This is a genomic window from Alicyclobacillus acidoterrestris, from assembly GCF_022674245.1.
GTDB lineage: Bacteria > Bacillota > Bacilli > Alicyclobacillales > Alicyclobacillaceae > Alicyclobacillus > Alicyclobacillus acidoterrestris.
Window position 1 is genome coordinate 517,438 of record NZ_CP080467.1, and the last position, 15,333, is coordinate 532,770.

17 protein-coding genes and 1 pseudogene are annotated in these 15,333 nt (G+C 49.4%); 4 read left to right on the forward strand and 14 right to left on the reverse strand.

Going from position 1 to position 15,333, the window contains the following annotated elements; all coding sequences use genetic code 11:
- Nucleotides 1-328: 328 nt before the first annotated feature.
- The 8 genes from K1I37_RS02445 to K1I37_RS02480 form a co-directional block, all read right to left on the reverse strand.
- A complete protein-coding gene (locus K1I37_RS02445) occupies nt 329-1,822 on the reverse strand; it encodes an IS5 family transposase (RefSeq protein WP_242215974.1) in 1,494 nt (497 codons plus the stop codon).
- Nucleotides 1,823-1,877: 55 nt separating this feature from the next.
- Nucleotides 1,878-3,467 (reverse strand): IS66 family transposase, encoded by a 1,590-nt coding sequence (tnpC, locus tag K1I37_RS02450; RefSeq protein ID WP_021295535.1) that lies wholly within the window; start codon nt 3,465-3,467, stop codon nt 1,878-1,880.
- 77 nt (nt 3,468-3,544) lie between these two features.
- Complete coding sequence (gene tnpB, locus K1I37_RS02455) at nt 3,545-3,907, reverse strand: IS66 family insertion sequence element accessory protein TnpB (RefSeq protein ID WP_021295534.1); 363 nt, start codon at nt 3,905-3,907, stop codon at nt 3,545-3,547.
- Nucleotides 3,894-4,220, reverse strand: coding sequence for an IS66 family insertion sequence element accessory protein TnpA (gene tnpA / locus K1I37_RS02460; protein ID WP_206917310.1), 327 nt, complete (start codon nt 4,218-4,220; stop codon nt 3,894-3,896). The genes tnpB and tnpA overlap by 14 nt, the downstream gene beginning before the upstream one ends.
- 424 nt (nt 4,221-4,644) lie before the next feature.
- Nucleotides 4,645-5,283, reverse strand: coding sequence for a hypothetical protein (locus tag K1I37_RS02465; RefSeq protein ID WP_021298693.1), 639 nt, complete (start codon nt 5,281-5,283; stop codon nt 4,645-4,647).
- Between the two features lie 165 nt (nt 5,284-5,448).
- The gene (locus K1I37_RS02470; RefSeq protein ID WP_021298692.1) at nt 5,449-6,675 is read right to left on the reverse strand and encodes an IS256 family transposase; all 1,227 of its coding nucleotides are present in this window, start codon (nt 6,673-6,675) and stop codon (nt 5,449-5,451) included.
- Nucleotides 6,676-7,008: 333 nt separating this feature from the next.
- Nucleotides 7,009-7,881, reverse strand: a complete 873-nt coding sequence (locus K1I37_RS02475) for an IS3 family transposase (RefSeq protein WP_031219349.1) — start codon at nt 7,879-7,881, stop codon at nt 7,009-7,011.
- A gap of 142 nt (nt 7,882-8,023) precedes the next feature.
- Nucleotides 8,024-8,161, reverse strand: coding sequence for a transposase (locus K1I37_RS02480; protein ID WP_021298689.1), 138 nt, complete (start codon nt 8,159-8,161; stop codon nt 8,024-8,026).
- Between the two features lie 456 nt (nt 8,162-8,617).
- Here K1I37_RS02480 and K1I37_RS21755 point away from each other — a divergent pair.
- Nucleotides 8,618-8,821: pseudogene (locus tag K1I37_RS21755) on the forward strand (transposase); the annotation flags it as partial.
- A gap of 105 nt (nt 8,822-8,926) precedes the next feature.
- Here K1I37_RS21755 and K1I37_RS02485 read toward each other — a convergent pair.
- The 4 genes from K1I37_RS02485 to K1I37_RS02500 form a co-directional block, all read right to left on the reverse strand.
- Nucleotides 8,927-9,526, reverse strand: coding sequence for a hypothetical protein (locus tag K1I37_RS02485; RefSeq protein ID WP_152498888.1), 600 nt, complete (start codon nt 9,524-9,526; stop codon nt 8,927-8,929).
- A 285-nt stretch (nt 9,527-9,811) separates the two neighbouring features.
- Entirely contained in the window at nt 9,812-10,711 is a 900-nt protein-coding gene (locus K1I37_RS02490) for a transposase (protein WP_242215975.1), read from the reverse strand.
- 15 nt (nt 10,712-10,726) lie between these two features.
- The gene (locus tag K1I37_RS02495) at nt 10,727-10,888 is read right to left on the reverse strand and encodes a hypothetical protein (protein WP_242215976.1); all 162 of its coding nucleotides are present in this window, start codon (nt 10,886-10,888) and stop codon (nt 10,727-10,729) included.
- A gap of 159 nt (nt 10,889-11,047) precedes the next feature.
- Nucleotides 11,048-12,223: an IS110 family RNA-guided transposase gene (locus tag K1I37_RS02500; protein ID WP_021294826.1), complete on the reverse strand. Its 1,176-nt coding sequence runs from the start codon at nt 12,221-12,223 to the stop codon at nt 11,048-11,050.
- 433 nt (nt 12,224-12,656) lie between these two features.
- On the opposite strand from K1I37_RS02500, the gene K1I37_RS21760 reads away from it, so the two are divergent.
- On the forward strand, nt 12,657-12,899 hold the full coding sequence (locus K1I37_RS21760; protein WP_021294827.1) for a DUF5348 domain-containing protein: 243 nt from the start codon (nt 12,657-12,659) through the stop codon (nt 12,897-12,899).
- A 113-nt stretch (nt 12,900-13,012) separates the two neighbouring features.
- On the opposite strand, the gene K1I37_RS02505 is transcribed toward K1I37_RS21760, so the two are convergent.
- Together K1I37_RS02505 and K1I37_RS02510 are read right to left on the reverse strand one after the other, a co-directional pair.
- A complete protein-coding gene (locus K1I37_RS02505; RefSeq protein WP_206919814.1) occupies nt 13,013-13,540 on the reverse strand; it encodes an IS3 family transposase in 528 nt (175 codons plus the stop codon).
- Nucleotides 13,541-13,548: 8 nt separating this feature from the next.
- Nucleotides 13,549-13,698 carry a transposase gene (locus tag K1I37_RS02510; protein ID WP_206919822.1) on the reverse strand — a complete coding sequence of 50 codons (150 nt, stop codon included), beginning with the start codon at nt 13,696-13,698 and terminating at the stop codon, nt 13,549-13,551.
- Nucleotides 13,699-13,916: 218 nt separating this feature from the next.
- Between K1I37_RS02510 and K1I37_RS02515 the strand changes: the two genes are divergently transcribed.
- Nucleotides 13,917-14,429 (forward strand): Mu transposase C-terminal domain-containing protein, encoded by a 513-nt coding sequence (locus K1I37_RS02515; protein ID WP_161624383.1) that lies wholly within the window; start codon nt 13,917-13,919, stop codon nt 14,427-14,429.
- Nucleotides 14,426-15,226, forward strand: coding sequence for an ExeA family protein (locus K1I37_RS02520; protein WP_021298155.1), 801 nt, complete (start codon nt 14,426-14,428; stop codon nt 15,224-15,226). Before K1I37_RS02515 ends, K1I37_RS02520 begins: the two co-directional genes overlap by 4 nt.
- Nucleotides 15,227-15,333: the final 107 nt, after the last annotated feature.

Consider the following 15,333-nt stretch of genomic DNA (forward strand, 5'->3'; position numbering starts at 1 on the left):
AATTCATCCCGATGATTTTGGGGAATTTAATCCGTTATTTTTGGGGAATTGTATTCCGCTGTTATTGGGGATTTTACAGCCGATGTTGACAAGCGTATGTTCCGTGCGGCTTTCACGCAGTCGGTTCACGAGGATGGGTACAGTCGTGAACCACACCTTGTGGCCCTCCTTAATGAAAATAGCCTCTCGGCATTTGATCTTTATTGATTCCTCAAGGCTTTTTGGTCTTGAGGTTTTTGCTGTTCCCTCCATCTTCTCTTTGGAACATAGATGTAAGATACTTACTAATGTGGAGAGTGGTCTAGTTAATTAGGGCTTGCTGAATGATTTACGACACAGGCCGGATCATGTCGCAATCCATCACCAGGAACTCTGCGTATATGAGCCAAAAAAGAAGCCGTAGCCTCTTCTCCAGGTTCATCACTAATAATTGGAGGGCGATCACGGTCTCGCTTGTCTGGCGGAGGCGTGCTCGAATTAAGCCAAGCCCATAGCTTCGCTTGCCCTCACCAAATTTGCCTTCAACCGCATTGCGCTCGCCCATGTCCTGTTGTTCCAGTTTCTTTTGCTCTGGATCCACCTGCTTAGGAGGCCTCCCGAGTTTTGGGCCACTCAACCGGACACCGTGTTCCTTGCAATACCTGAGGTTTTCGCGGGTTCGATAGATTTTGTCCGCCAGAACCGCCTCCGGATAGCACCCGAATCGCTCCACATATCGTTCCACCGACTCTATCAGCGTTGTGCCCTCGTTAAAGTTGTCCCAGTTCATCTTTTTCATCATGGCGTATCCGTCCACCACACTGATGGCGACTTTGGCACCAAACTCCACATTCGCCTTTGCTTTGCCACGTACAATCGGCCGTACATCTGGCTGTGCGATGCTCACGATTCGGTCATCCACTCGATGACTGTGTAAGCGATACATCTCGTGTTGTTGTCGATACAGCACCCCAATAACCAAGAGATCACGATATTGTCGCCGCGAGAGTCTAGTGAGCGGCGTGTGTGGTACAAGTTGTTCAATAAATCTCAGGTCCCGCGCCACATAGCGCAATTGCTGGCCGACAGCCTTACGAATCTCTCGCCGACCTGGTTTGCGGTTCTTCGCCGTTTTCAGGTAGTCACGGCGTGCCTGTCGCCGTCGAACTCTGGGTTTCTTCATATTTCCTTTATGTGGTGCGTGGAGTGTGTCGATGATATCCTCCAACTTCTCACGCGCCGTGTTTAGCAATGACAGATCTGTTGGATACGCAACGTCAGCCGGTGCACATGTCGCATCCAGAATGAGCTTCCCTCGATGGCTTCGCGGTTCTTGTCCGGTTCTTGTCGCTGTGTTTGTAAGCCGCCGCCTGCATCTACTTCGGATGATGTAGGCCGGTTTGCCCACGTGTTCATCGTCATCTGCGTTCTCTTCCTCACGGCGTGCTGCCTCAACAATCCACTCATTCACTTGATTGATGGCATCGTGGCCTAGTCGCTTGCGGAAATAGGTTAGAAGTGAAGGGTCAAAGGGTGGTTCTTCCTGATATGCCTCCAGACCAAGGAAGTATTGCAGATATGGGTTTTCTGTGATGTATTGAACCAGGTGACGGTCTGAAAAGCCCTCACGTTCCTGAATGATAAGCGCGCCAAGCGCCATTCGAACGGACACAGCACGTCCCCCTCGAGGATCTTTGCTGAAGTTTTTACTGTATTCCTGTTCCACTCGCCGCCATGGGACCAGATACGAAAGCTGAACCCAGCGATTATTTTCACTCAGTCGGCCACCGAAGGGCAGAAAGAAGGTAAGCGTCAAACGCAGGACACATTGAAGGTAGGTCATTCGTCGTCATTATAATCAGAAATCCCCACCGGTTACGGCGGGGACTACTGTCGTGTTATGGAGTCTTTCTCCTTGAATGTCGCACTTCGTCCGGTAAGTTCCCAGCCCAAGGCAGCAGCGCGGCCAACGAGTCAGATTCATCGTCGGGGACGTTTGGTAGTTGCTCGAACAGATAGCACAGATATTGAAACGGGTCGAGTCCATTCTCTTTTGCAGTTTCCACGATACTGTATGTGATGGCGCTCGCTCTAGCTCCGCGCGGCGTATTGCTGAACAGGAAGTTCTTTCTCCCGATCACAAATGGCTTAATGGAACGTTCACCGCGGTTGTTATCGATCTCCAGATGGCCATCCTCAAGGAACACGGTGAGCTTACCCCATTGGCGTAGGCAATAATTCACTGCCTCTCCCAAGGCACTCTTTGGGAGTATGTTTTCCTTCTGGAATTCAAGCCATGGCAAAAAAGCATCCAGGACTGGACGACTTTGCTCGAGGCGCTGTTCGTACCGCTTCTCGGGAGTCATGTCTTTTAACCCACGCTCAATTTTGAAGAGACGATTGCAATATTCCAGTCCTTCCCTTGCAGCCACGGGCGTGTTCCGTTTGGATGCGGGTAAGGCCTTGATGGCCTCGTCGAATTTCCTTCGGGCATGACTCCAGCACCCTGACAGGGTCACATCCGGAATGTCCTCGTACCCTACGTAGCCATCCACATGGATGTATCCGTGAAATCCTTGGAGGAACCTTGTTGGATGCTCCCGACTGCGCGTCTCTTGGTAGTCGTACAAAACAATGGGTGGACCGTCCCGTCCACTGCGGTAGAGCCACATGTAGGACTTCGTATCTGCGGTTCTGCCGGATTCGTGAAGTACCTGCAGCGTTGTCTCGTCTGCGTGTAAGTACTTCCGTTGTAAGAGTTCCTGGTGCATCCGGTCGTATATTTTACTCAACCATGTCGTTGCACCGGCTAGGACCCAATTGGCCATGGTTTGTCGTGATAACGGAAAGCCCTGTCGCTCAAACTGTTGCTCCTGCCGATAGAGTGGCATCCCCTCGACGTATTTCTTACTCATGATGTAAGCCACTGCTGAGGCAGAAGCTAAGCTCCCCGGAAATGCCGGACGTGGCATGGAAGCTTTCACAACAGGGGTTTCAGTTTCATGCTTCTCACAATGACGACAGGCGTAGATATATTGAACATGCTCCACGACCTTCATCTGAGCCGGAATGATTTTTATCTCAGTTCGCGTTTCAGAACTCATTTCATGCATGGCGCCACCACAGCAGGAACACACCTGCTCCTCTTCGGGTAAGCGATACTCCATTCGCTCCACGGGCAGGTCCTTTAGGAGTTCATCACGCTGACCCGGACGTTTCTTTTTTCGCTTGTAGGTGATGGTTTCCATGGTGGGCTCTTCAAGCGTAGGTTCAGACTCGACTTCGGCTTCGTTAAACAACAGCGTCTGTACGGAGTCGGTCTTGGTCCGTTCACTAGACGCAGCAAAACGTTGGTGAGTTGCTTTGCGCAATTTCTCCTCAAGCCACTCTACCTTAGACTTGAGTTCGTCATTTTGCTGCTTAAGTATGGTGTTTTCTTGCTGCAAGGATTCAACCTGTTCGGTGGTGGAACTCTTTGGTTTCGCCATGCTATATATTTCGACATGCGAGCTAAAATCCCTTGTCACAAAAGAGATTACGGAACTTTTATTTTGCCACTGAGAGACTAGATGACCGTGCGCGCGGTTACCTTTTTATGAGCCTGTCGTTGGGTGATGGACAGTCCGTCTAGCAACCACCGCAACTGCTGCCGACTGACCGTAACCGTTTCGCTGTTCGTTACGTCCGGCCATTGAAAGCGACCACGTTCCAAACGACGATAATGGAGCCAGAATCCATTCGTATCCCACTCTAGGATTTTAAGCTTGTCTCGTTTTCGGTTGCAGAAAACGAAGAGGGAAGGCGAAAATGGACTGAGCTGAAAGACCTCTTGAACCAGGACTGCCAGCCCGTCGATAGACTTACGAAGATCTGTACTGCCGCTCGCCAAGTACACCCGTTGCTCTGAATTCGCCTCATGGATGAGCATCTGCCAAAGCCTGAACGACCTGTATGAACAGTTTGGTGTTGAAGCCCTCAGACACTTCAATCCTGGCTTGACCAACCTGAACAGTGAGCGCTTCGTTACTGCTCGGTTTAATGACTGATTCCATCTCCACTGAAAGCCAACGAACCTCTCCATTTGAAGGCTTTCGTCGATTCCCTCGAAGCTTGCTGGACCAGTAGCGAAAGCGATGAATATTGATCCCGTGCACCGCACACCAGACTGTAGCCGTTTGCCCACTGGACTCAAACTCGGTGAGGCGACTCTCCCATTCTTCACGTAGCTCGGTTCTTGACATGTACCTCACTCTCCTCAGTTTCATTTGAGGAGATTATCCCACCCAGAGTGTAGCCTTACGAGGTGTGCTGCGTTTTACGCTTACGAAAGAAGTCTCCAGGGAGTATCTGTTGGTCCTGATGATTCGCGTACAATGTCCATCCCGCAAGTGCACAGTTTTTTGCTCAATCCGCCCAAAATCCATACACTTTTGTTCGATAAAACACCCCCAAGATCCTTGCTGCCACTGGGTTTTTGATTCATTCAGCAAACCCTAAATACCTTCGCTTTACCGGGTTGGTGTAAAATCTAACGGCGTTCCTACAACTTTTATCCACCCTTGAGTGCTCTAGGTACGATGTCAACGGTATTTTCTATATTGTGGACGATAAAACCCCGTTGGATGGAAGCGGAGTCTGAGTGTCTTGCAAAACCTTGTCTGATATTCAGCTGTTTTTATTACCGGGGACAAAGGTTCTTTGAAACTCTGCCAAAATGGGTTTATATTTTTCAATCTGAGTTGAGGGATATGTAAATGTGAACTCTTGAATTGTATTTAGAGATAGATAGGATTTCTTATATTGTATTGCGTTTTTTCCGACTTTTTGATAATAGGATAACCAAATCCATTTGTTCGGAACTACTCCGTATGACAACGATGACACATTTTTTTCCTTCCTTAGCCCAGCGATATAAGAACTTTCATAAGCAGCAACCATTTGGTCGAAATTCTGTCCCACACTAGGCCCATATGCAACATTTATATTTCCACCCACACTCAATACAATATCAGTTTTAGAAACTGATGGTACGCTCAAACCGTTGTCGTAACTTGGCATACCTGATGGAGTAACAAATGTTGAACCTGCTAAATTTATATTGTCAGGTACTGCAATCCAAGAAGATGGATATTTTATAACAAAGCCAAATCTACTATTCTGGTAGGTGGTGTAATCGAACTTTGGTGAATGAGTTTTTGATACGGCGGCTGTCTGTGGTTTCACCGTATTGTCATTATCGCATCCGGCTACTAATATGGTGCAGGCCACCAATCCTGCAACTAAGCCTTTCAAACTTCGGCTCATTTTAAAACCTCCATTAATCCCGGATTTCGACGATTGTGTCCTCATAAACTGGTGTGAATCACTGAAAAGGTGCTCCCCGTATGGCTAAGATGAGTTTGTCGAGAACCACATCTTCGGTAGTGTCCCGTCAAGTGGTGTAAATTGAGTGCAACCACTCAGTGTCTGCTATTTATGCAAAACTGACGTTGGCGCCAGCAATTGTTGTTCGTCGTTGCCGGTTAGTTTAGCCATAGACTCTCGGCTGAAATACCGCCTTGCAACAACCCATTCATCGCTTTGCTCTTGAAGAATTGCACCGCCAAGACGAACCACGGACTCCCGATTCGGGAATATGCCAACCACATCAAAGCGCCGCCTGAGTTCGCGATTCAAACGCTCCAGTGGATTTGTCGAGCAAATCTGCTTCCAGTGTTCCTTCGCGAATGCCATGTACGCTAGCACGTCTTCCTCCGCACGCTCCAACACGTTCATCGCCTTCGGGAACTTCTCTTGGAGTTGCTCCACAACGACAGACAGTTGCTGCTTGGCAGCTTCCTGCGTCGGTTGAGCAAAGATCGTTCGGACAATGGATGAAACCATCGCCTGTGACGCTCTGGGCACCTGGCTAAGAATATTGCGCATTGTGTGGACGCGGCAGCGCTGCCACGTGGCTCCGGTCAACGCAGATCCAATCGCACTGCGAAGTCCCTCATGTGCATCGCTAATCGCCAACTGCACGCCTCGCAGTCCACGTGCGACCAGGCTGCGGATGAACGTGAGCCAAAATGAGCCGTCTTCGCTTGTGCCAATGTCAAATCCCAGCACTTCACGCTCACCAGTGTCTCTCACGCCAATGGCAATGACAAACGCCATACTCTGTACCCGTCCGCCTTCTCGTACTTTCGGGAAGGTTGCATCTATCCACAGATACGGATACATCCCCTCCAATGGGCGGTTCTTGAAGTCCTGGACTACGTCGTCGAGCTCTTTGCAGATTCGAGAGACTTCGCTCTTGCTGAGCCCCTGAATGCCCATGGATTCAACTAATTCATCCACCTTACGGGTGCTCACGCCATGTACGTATGCCTCTTGGACAACGGAAAGCAGTGCCTTCTCAGCCTTGCGCCGAGGCTCTAGCATACTCGGAAAGTAGCTCCCCTTACGAAGCTTTGGGATTTGCAGGTCAATCGTTCCAACACGGGTATCCCATTCCCGGTCTCTGTGTCCATTGCGGCTATTGCTGCGCTTCTCACTACGCTCATACCGTTCAGCGCCAATGAGGGAACTCACCTCCGCTTCCATCACAGCCTGGGTGAGGACTCTTAGCCCCTCCTTCAAGAAATCCACATCACCATCTTCTAATCCGATCTTGCGAATGAGCTCCAAAAGTGCGATCTTGTCTGTAGAAGCCATCGATGTGCCTCCCTCTACTATTTGCTGGACACTTTTAGTAGATTGCACTCGATGGCTTTTTCGTCAAGATCTAGCCGTGGAATTTACACCACTACCTGAGACTCTAACACATCTTCGCTAGGAAGGAGCACCTTTTGGGTGAAACAATATAATCATACACGAAGTCAGTTTGCTCGTAAAAGCTCTACAATTCATACTCACTACGATTTGAATGCCGCCACCTCCTAGTATATTCGGATCAACCCCCTCTTATTGGACAATCGATGTCTTTTGAAAAGTGACTTAAGATTCGAACACAACTTCAACGGTATCCAGAATTTTTCTCCCGTGCTTTTAAACGCGGATCGGCTTTGTCGTCATCAACCCGTTTTTCACATGTTCACGATGGAATTCTGCGGGTGACAAATAGTGAACGCTTGAATGAATCCGCTCGTTGTTGTACCACCTCATGTATTTATCCACCGTTTCGTATGCCTCTGCATACGTCTCTAATTCACATGAGGATAATCTGTCATCTTCTAACAGACGATGGAATGACTCAATATGTGCATTCATGTTAGGCGTTTTGGGCGGAATCCGTTCATGTTCAATCTTCAGTTCCTCGCACGCCTCTTCAAATACATTGCTGATAAACTGTGGACCGTTATCCGAACGAATCACTGGCATTGCTTGTCCACCTGTCAATAGCTTTCTCTTCCACAGTGCGCTTTTTAGCGTCATGACTGCATCTTTCGCTTCACAGCGTAGCCCGATGTAATATCCAACAATCTCGCGGTCAAACACATCAATATACGACAAGATAAAAAAGAACTTGTCCTCGCCATGAATATAGCCGTATTTCAGATCAACCTCCCAAAGTTGGTTTGGGGCAGTAATGTCCCGATTTCGGGCTAATTTCCTAGGATAGTGACGATGCAATGGACGCTGCGGTTTCAGAATGCCTAGTTCCTTACATAGCCGATAGACCTTCTTCTTGTTAATAATCACCCCATGATGTCTCCGTAACTGCACCATTAATTTGACGTATCCATAGCCGAATCCGTCCGCTTCAACCTCTTCCATTAACCACTCTTTGATTTGTTCATCACTGACTTTACGTCCATCCCTAGCTAAAGAATAACCTGGTATAGGTCTTCCGCCGCGATAAACCCGTGGTTTGGGCTCATGTGTCTCTTGAAAGTAATATGTGGAACGAGAGACCCCCACAACGCGTTTGTTCCCCTAACGTTTTCTTCAGCTGTTCGTTTGCTTTCTCCAATTCCTTTTTCTCTGCTACGAGCTGTTGATATTCATCACTCGTAACGACCGTAGCACCCACACGGGTCTTCCCGTTTGAGAGCCCTCCATTCTAATACTGGCGCACCCAACGATTGACCACATTCGAAAGAATATTATGCTTGCGTGCCACAATCGATACGTTTCCGGTTTCTAAACACTCTTTCACAACCTGCTCCCTAAACTGCTGAGAAAATTTACGTCTTAACACGGACAACGCCTCCTGAGTTTATTATTCTATAAACATCGGATATTTTCCAAATATATACCGGGGCTTAAGAGGGAGCACCTTTTGGGTGACACAATATAATCATACACGAAGTCAGTTTGCTCGTAAAAGCTCTACAATTCATACTCGCTACGATTTGAATGCCGCCGTCTTCCTCTTAAGCCCCGTGTTATAATTGGACAAGACCTAAATCAGTAGAGCAATTGATAGCCTCTCGGCATTGAGGCGTTGGGAATGGAATAAGACGGATGGAATACCAATTAGGTACTGGGAATTTCACTGCTTTATCTTGGTTCCTTGAAAAAGGGTATAAGAAATAAGACGACGGCGACACGGTTTTTCAAAAAGCCCTCGCTGGAGATGGTATGATAGGGGCAGTCTCAGGCTGACAGGAGCATCGACCTTAGGTCGAGTTGAGTCTCCTGGTACCAAGCGCAGCTAAAGACCAAGATGGGACGTGCCGTTTATACTCGCCGAAAAACGATAGTCGAACCTGTTTTCGGGCAAATCAAAGCTTGCCGGGGGTTCGACAAGTTTTCGTTACGAGGCCATGAAAAGGTACAAGGCGAATGGTCACTGGTTGCGATGTGTCACAATCTGCTGAAGGTATTCAGATATGCAGACGGGCAGTGGGCTACCTGATAACAGATAACATCTGTTTGGTTTGTACACACGCAATCACAGATTGACTTTCCTTTGCATCATAAAAAGAAGGCTCCGGTTATGGAGCCCTCTCACAAACCCCTTTCAGCCAATTTGATCGTACTGCGCCAAGTTGTGCATGTGGATCATATAGATCAAACCAGACCCAGGCACAGATGAAGCGGGAGATGCTCCAATGTAGTTGGAAGTATACTGACTCGAAGCCCAACCAGAATTCCCGAGAGCATATGCTGCATCATAGGTTTGAGCAGCAAGTTCTTCCCAACCTGCTGACCGTGCATAGTTGTATAATTTAGTACCACCAGACGTTAGCCCTACACTATTCAAATACGCATTCTTCACAGAACAGAATCGTGCATTCAGAACAGCAGCCATCATCTCTGCTCCGGCAAGCCCGGTGCTTTGGTACCCTAATGAAGGATACGACGGACAACTCGCTGTGCTATATGTCGATCCGCAGCCGGAGAAAGTACCGTGTTCTACGTTGCCGGGATTGTTACACAAGGTGCATGTATCATTCGGCTTAGGTGCTCCCTCAAAAATCCATTGCGCAAGAATGAGATCACGAGGAAGTTCTGCGTTCCTAGACGTCGTCGATGCCCACGATTGAATATCAGAGTTGTTTACGAAGCATGTGTCGTCACCGTTACAGGCTGATGCTACTTGCTGAAACGTGGTTGCCATCTTGATTCTCTCCCCTTATTCAATGTTACGAGTTAGCGCGCGCTTTACTTCGTACACTTTATAAAGAGACGTTGGGCGTAGTATATTACGCATATCACTGTAAAATATATTAACCCGGATTTCGACGATTAGGTGATTGAGGTCATTGATCGGGGCGTGTTTTCAAGTATTTGGTGGATTTGTTAGCGAACACGGCGAAATCATGGTACGGAACTAGAGCAATGGACACAATTCCCCCCTCCCCAAGCCAGGCTATGAACTCCACTTTTTCAATTGGAAGAAAATCTACGTGGCGGCATGAAGCATGAGCAACGACCGATGCTTGGCATACACGGGAAGACGAATGCTCCACTGGCGTGCATGACGCACCAGAATCCCAGGTAGATGGAATAGTCTTCGTCTGAGCCGTCCGGCGGTCCACTGTCGCACTCCTGGTTGTAGCGCGACGTGCTTCTCAGCGTTACCACGAAAGTTATAGAAGTGCCATACATCCTCGCCGCTCCAGTCAAGCGTTGTGGCAATCGCTTCGTATTCCCAGAGCCAATCCGCACACAGGCACTCCTGTGGGTCAATGTCCAAGCGACGTACAATCACGACCCACCGAGGCTTGTCCCAGGATGTTGCCTGATACATGATGGAAGTAACGTCACAATGTTCCCGGTCACTCTCTGTGATGCAGTGCCAGAGTAGATTTGGCGCTTGCGCCAACTGTGCGAGTCGCTTGGTCCACTTCAGTTTGATGACGTAATCCCGCTGATCTTGCTCCAATATCTGAAACACTTTCTCTCCGGTAAACCCTTTATCCATGCGGACGGCACGAATGTTGACGCCATCCGGCAACCGGTCTTTCATCGCCTTGTAGAAATCCGCAAATCCATCTGATGTGTGGACGTCACCAGAGCGCAACTCATCATAGAGACAACAACCAGTGAGTGAATCAAACGCCAGCAAGGGATGGAAACTCGCTCGTCCGTGATGGTGTGGATGATATCCAACAGCGGACTGTTGCTGCGCGCCATAAACAGTCTCTACAGAGGAGTCGATATCGACCACGATGCCTTGTCCTTTGGGGAGAAGTGACCTTAGGATTTGTCTATGCGCCGAACGTATCGCTTTGATGCCAGCGTCGGAACCGAGCCGCTTCAGATCCTTATACAACAGAGTCGTATCAGGCAGTTTCGGCACGTCCAACTTCAGCTTCTACAGGGGATCTTGTTCGATGTCCTCAAAGTGGAAAATCCGTTCCTGCCCCAGCAAGGAACCGAAAATGACGGTCAGAGCAATATCGTCCATGTGGAACTGGGTGTTTCTGCCCTTGCGTAATCCATGTACCCAAAACTCCCTGTCAATACCCGTTCCCAAAACAAAATCTATGAGACCAGCTGCACCGCCAAAGACCAGCTATCTAATGTCAAGCACTCTTTCGAGTTCTAAGAACCATGAAGGGAAATGATTTTTAGGCGCATCTATATAAGCCTGTCGAAGACAGACGTGGTTTGAATGTTCAGCCGATTTGCTACCTTACGCCATTGGTTCGTATGGTTTCTTATCCCGCAGAACGGCGTGAATGATGTACGTCATTTTGCGGGCGACAGCGCCCGTTGCAGCCAGGTGGTGTTTCCCTTGGGCACGCTTCTGATCGTAAAAATCCTTAAGGATTGGGTTGTGCATTTTGGCGACATTTGCAGCAAGCCAAATCGCCCGTCGTAAGTACGGTGAGCCTCGTTTGGACATTCGGTTGTGGGTTCCGGTAAATTCGCCCGAACTTCGCACCGTAGGGTCGATCCCGGCGAACGCAACGAGCTTGGCGCCAGTTGGAAATCTGGAAATGTCCCCGATTTCACCGAGTATCGCAGCAGCAAGAACCGGATCGATTCCCGGAATCGTCACGAGATTGGTGTCCATGCTCTTTAAGCGTTTTTCTATCTCGGCGTTCAGGGATTCTAACTGTTCCTCTGTAAAGCGAATTTGCTGAAGAAGCAGGCATAGTTGTAGCCGATACGCATCCAGCGCTGTGTCAATGCCAAACGACGAGGCAGCGGCAGACTTGAGCTCCTCCGCCTTGTCCAGTCCGAGACGGTTCCGACTGTGTTTGGCCATGAAAGCCGCCAATTCTTCTGTATCTACGGCAAGGATTTCTTCCGGTGTTGTGTATTCCATCAACAATTCGGAGGATGTTTTGCCAAATAGGTCGGAGAACAGTCGCTCGTATTCGGGAAACAACATGTCGAGCACACGGATGACTTGCCGCTTTAGGTCTGAAATAGAATCGACCAGACTGAACCGAAACCGGCTCAATTGCTGTAAAGCAACGATTTCGTCACTGCCGAGTTCTGTCGTGGTGTACCGTCCAAAGCGCAACACCTCAGCAATGATGAATGCGTCTTTCGTGTCATTTTTGGTCTGTCGAATGTACATGTTGCGAAATGCATCCGACTGAATGGGATTGATGACCTGCACCTTGACACCATGCTTACGGAGAAACGAGTGTAACGCCAACCAGTAGTGGCCTGTAGCTTCTAGAGCGACTTCTGTGGATGACAAATCGGGATCGACATGTTGCATCCACTGGATCAGCTTCTGGCCACCAGCCTGCGTGTTTGGAAAACGTAGCGTCTTGCCTTGACTCTGCCCAGCAGAGTCGATGATACAGGCTTCATGATGGCGTTTGGCAATGTCAATACCAACAAAATACACAGCACGTACCTCCAAATGGGTCGGAACCGCACAACCTTGCGATCTACAACCTAGTTTGAGATTCGAAGACAGGGGTCAACCCCTCCAACATCCAGCTCATTCGTAAACGCTCGCAAGGCGGGGACTACACTCTTTCTGTCGAGAACCAATGGTCCCAAGGAGGTGATTGTAGTACCCCGACCGCTACGAGAATTTTATCTCAAAACTCTTTGGAGTACGTAACATCAATATACTAGGAGGTGAGAGGCTAACCGAACATATGTCCGAGGAATCTTACGCGATGTTTTTGGGGAAATCGACCCGATTTTTTTGAGGAATTAAATCCGATGTTGACACACGCTGTGCCGTGGCGCCCTGATTGATGCCGCAACGCTAGGGCACCAAGTGGTGGACAACAGCCATGTGGAACGCGCATGGATGGAGGTGACGGTTGATGAAGGGGAATCTACAATTTAGTCCACTAAGGGACCGATGGTGCTTTACGAATGACAAAGTCGAGTATCACCTGCACTGCGGAGAAGCTGTTGAAATAAGAGTCGGCGACACCTATTATGGCGCGAGGATTGAGCTGTGTGGAGAGGGATGGTACGCCATTTTCCACGAAGACGCAAAGAGGTGTGACGCATTCGTGCTGATGCGCAACCGAACCTACGCCGCAAGATGGATATACACCTAGGCCCGTACGTTGCCGAAGGGGCGCTCACGCGCCCCTTTATTTTCCAATAACCGACAAAGTGCGTACCATTTCCGCGTTCATTCTAACCGACAGTGAGACTTAGAATTCCAACGTCAAATAATCTGAGCGTCCACAATATAGCCATCTGCGTCCGGGTTGTTATAACCTGTCCGTTCATGTTTTCTGAGCGTTAAGTTTGCCCCTCGTACCCCACTCGGGAATCGGTAGTTGAATGCGTTATCCACAGCCTGCAGCAATTCCTCTGTCCGGCAATAGCGCGAAAACGAATACCCCACAATTTCACGGTCGTACGCATCGATTACCGCGAACAGATATCCCCAGCCATCCTTACCACACCAAATTTTTGTCATATCGCACTGGGAGTGTTCGTTTGACTGACTCACCGGAATCTTTCTAGACCGCTTCTTTCGGGAAGCTTCTCGCTGTGGGGATTTGACCAACAATCCCATTTCCCGCATGAGCCGATGTACTCGTTTATGGTTTACCTGCATGCTGTATTGACGACGCAACATGACCTTGATTCTACGGTATCCATATCGTGGGAATCTCTCGCATAGATGGCGAATCCGCTGTTTCAATAGGGCGTCTTTCTCAATAACCGCTTTTTTCGCCTTCTTCACAGGCTCCTTTAACCGGTCAGAAATGCGTCACGCCACTTGTAATACAGACTTTGGGCTACACCATGCTGTCGGCAAACCTCGCTGATGTTCGCCCCGGGAACCATCCCTTCCAACACAATGTTCATTTTCTCGTCCACAGTCCACTTACGTCCTGGCATGAGTCAAACACCTCACTACGTCTATTTTACATCACATCATCTGTCTGGGTTGACTCTGGGATCAGTATACTTTTCATCCCACCATCTCAAGCGGATTTGTGCAAGGCTTGGCATCCATCTCTCGCACAGTAAGCCGTACCGCCCTAGTGGACGAGGAAAAATTGAACGATTCTTCAGGTTCCTAGATACCAACTTCGTTCCAGAAGCGTATGAACGCCGTGGCAAGTGGCGATGTGGAGACGCTTGAGGAGCTCAATGACGTATTTCACACTTGGATCACTGCATTCTACCATACAAGGAGGCATGGAAGCACCGGTGTTTCGCCGGAAGAACGCGCTGCCTTGACCAACAGAAAGCCAAGGCGCGTGCCCGAGGCAGAATTGAACGAGGTATTTTATTGGCAAGAAGAAAGAAAGGTAGATAAAACTGGCTGCGTGTCGCTGCAAGGAAGCCAGTTTGAGGTAGCCAGTGAGTTGGTGGGGGCAAAAGTCCAACTGCGCTACGACCCATTCGATTTATCCGTGATTCAGGTTTGGAGGGATGACCAACGCTGGGACGATGCCAGAACCATTGATTTAACGCGACGCCACGACAGGCGTGTACAACCCGAGTCATCCGTGCAGGGCGAAACAGACCCTGGTGTAAGCATCTTTGACGCACTGAAGGAACGAAAGAGACAGGCTTCTGAAGGGCTTCAATTCTCAGCCGTGAAAGATGGTGAGCCGCAGTGACACCGACGGAAAAGTGGAATTGGAGAGAGACCCCATTTCGGCGGGATGTGGCGGGCGAAGCCCTGTTCGAAACAAAAGGTCACCACGAAGCTATGGCGCGGCTGAATTACGTGCTGGAGCACCGGGCTTTAGGCCTTCTCACCGGTGAAGTTGGCAGTGGCAAGACCACGCTGGTTCGACAATTGCTAATGGGCTTGGATGAGATGAAGTTCCAACCTGTCTACATTTGTATACTCGGGCTCAAACCGAAGGATTTCTATGCTGAACTCCTGTCCCACATGGGAGAGGCGATGCCGTTTGGCCTGAGCAAGGCGAGAAAGTTATGGGGGGAGCGAATTCAAGGCCAGTCTGGCGCAACGGACCGTCGGTGGGTCGTGGTAATTGATGAGGCCCAAGACATGTCCGAAGAGATGACCCAAGAACTGCGATTTGCACGCAACCAGCAGATGGATGCCAGTTCTCCGTTCTCGCTGTTACTTGTTGGACAACCAGAAATGCGACGCAAACTGCGACTGAAAAAGTATGAGGCCATCTCGCAGCGCATTGAGATGGCTTACCATATGGCTGGGATGAACCGTGAGGAGACGGGTCAATACATTCGGCACCAGATGAAGCAGACCGGTACCAGCCTACCTGTGTTTACAGACGGCGCGGTCCAGATGATGTATGCGGCAAGCCGAGGTATTCCGCGTGTCGTGAACCAATTATGTACACAGGCGTTGTACGATGCAGCAGTGAGAGACAGCGAAGCGATTGATGACAGTCATGTTCAGCGGGTTTTGACCGACCAGGAGTAGCAACGGGGGTCAGTAGGCTAGCGTCTGTCTGGCTCAAATGGCCGGCGGTACAGCACTCAAATCAGTGGCTGATTGACGATGTGGCCGCTCCGCCATTGACGGTGAAC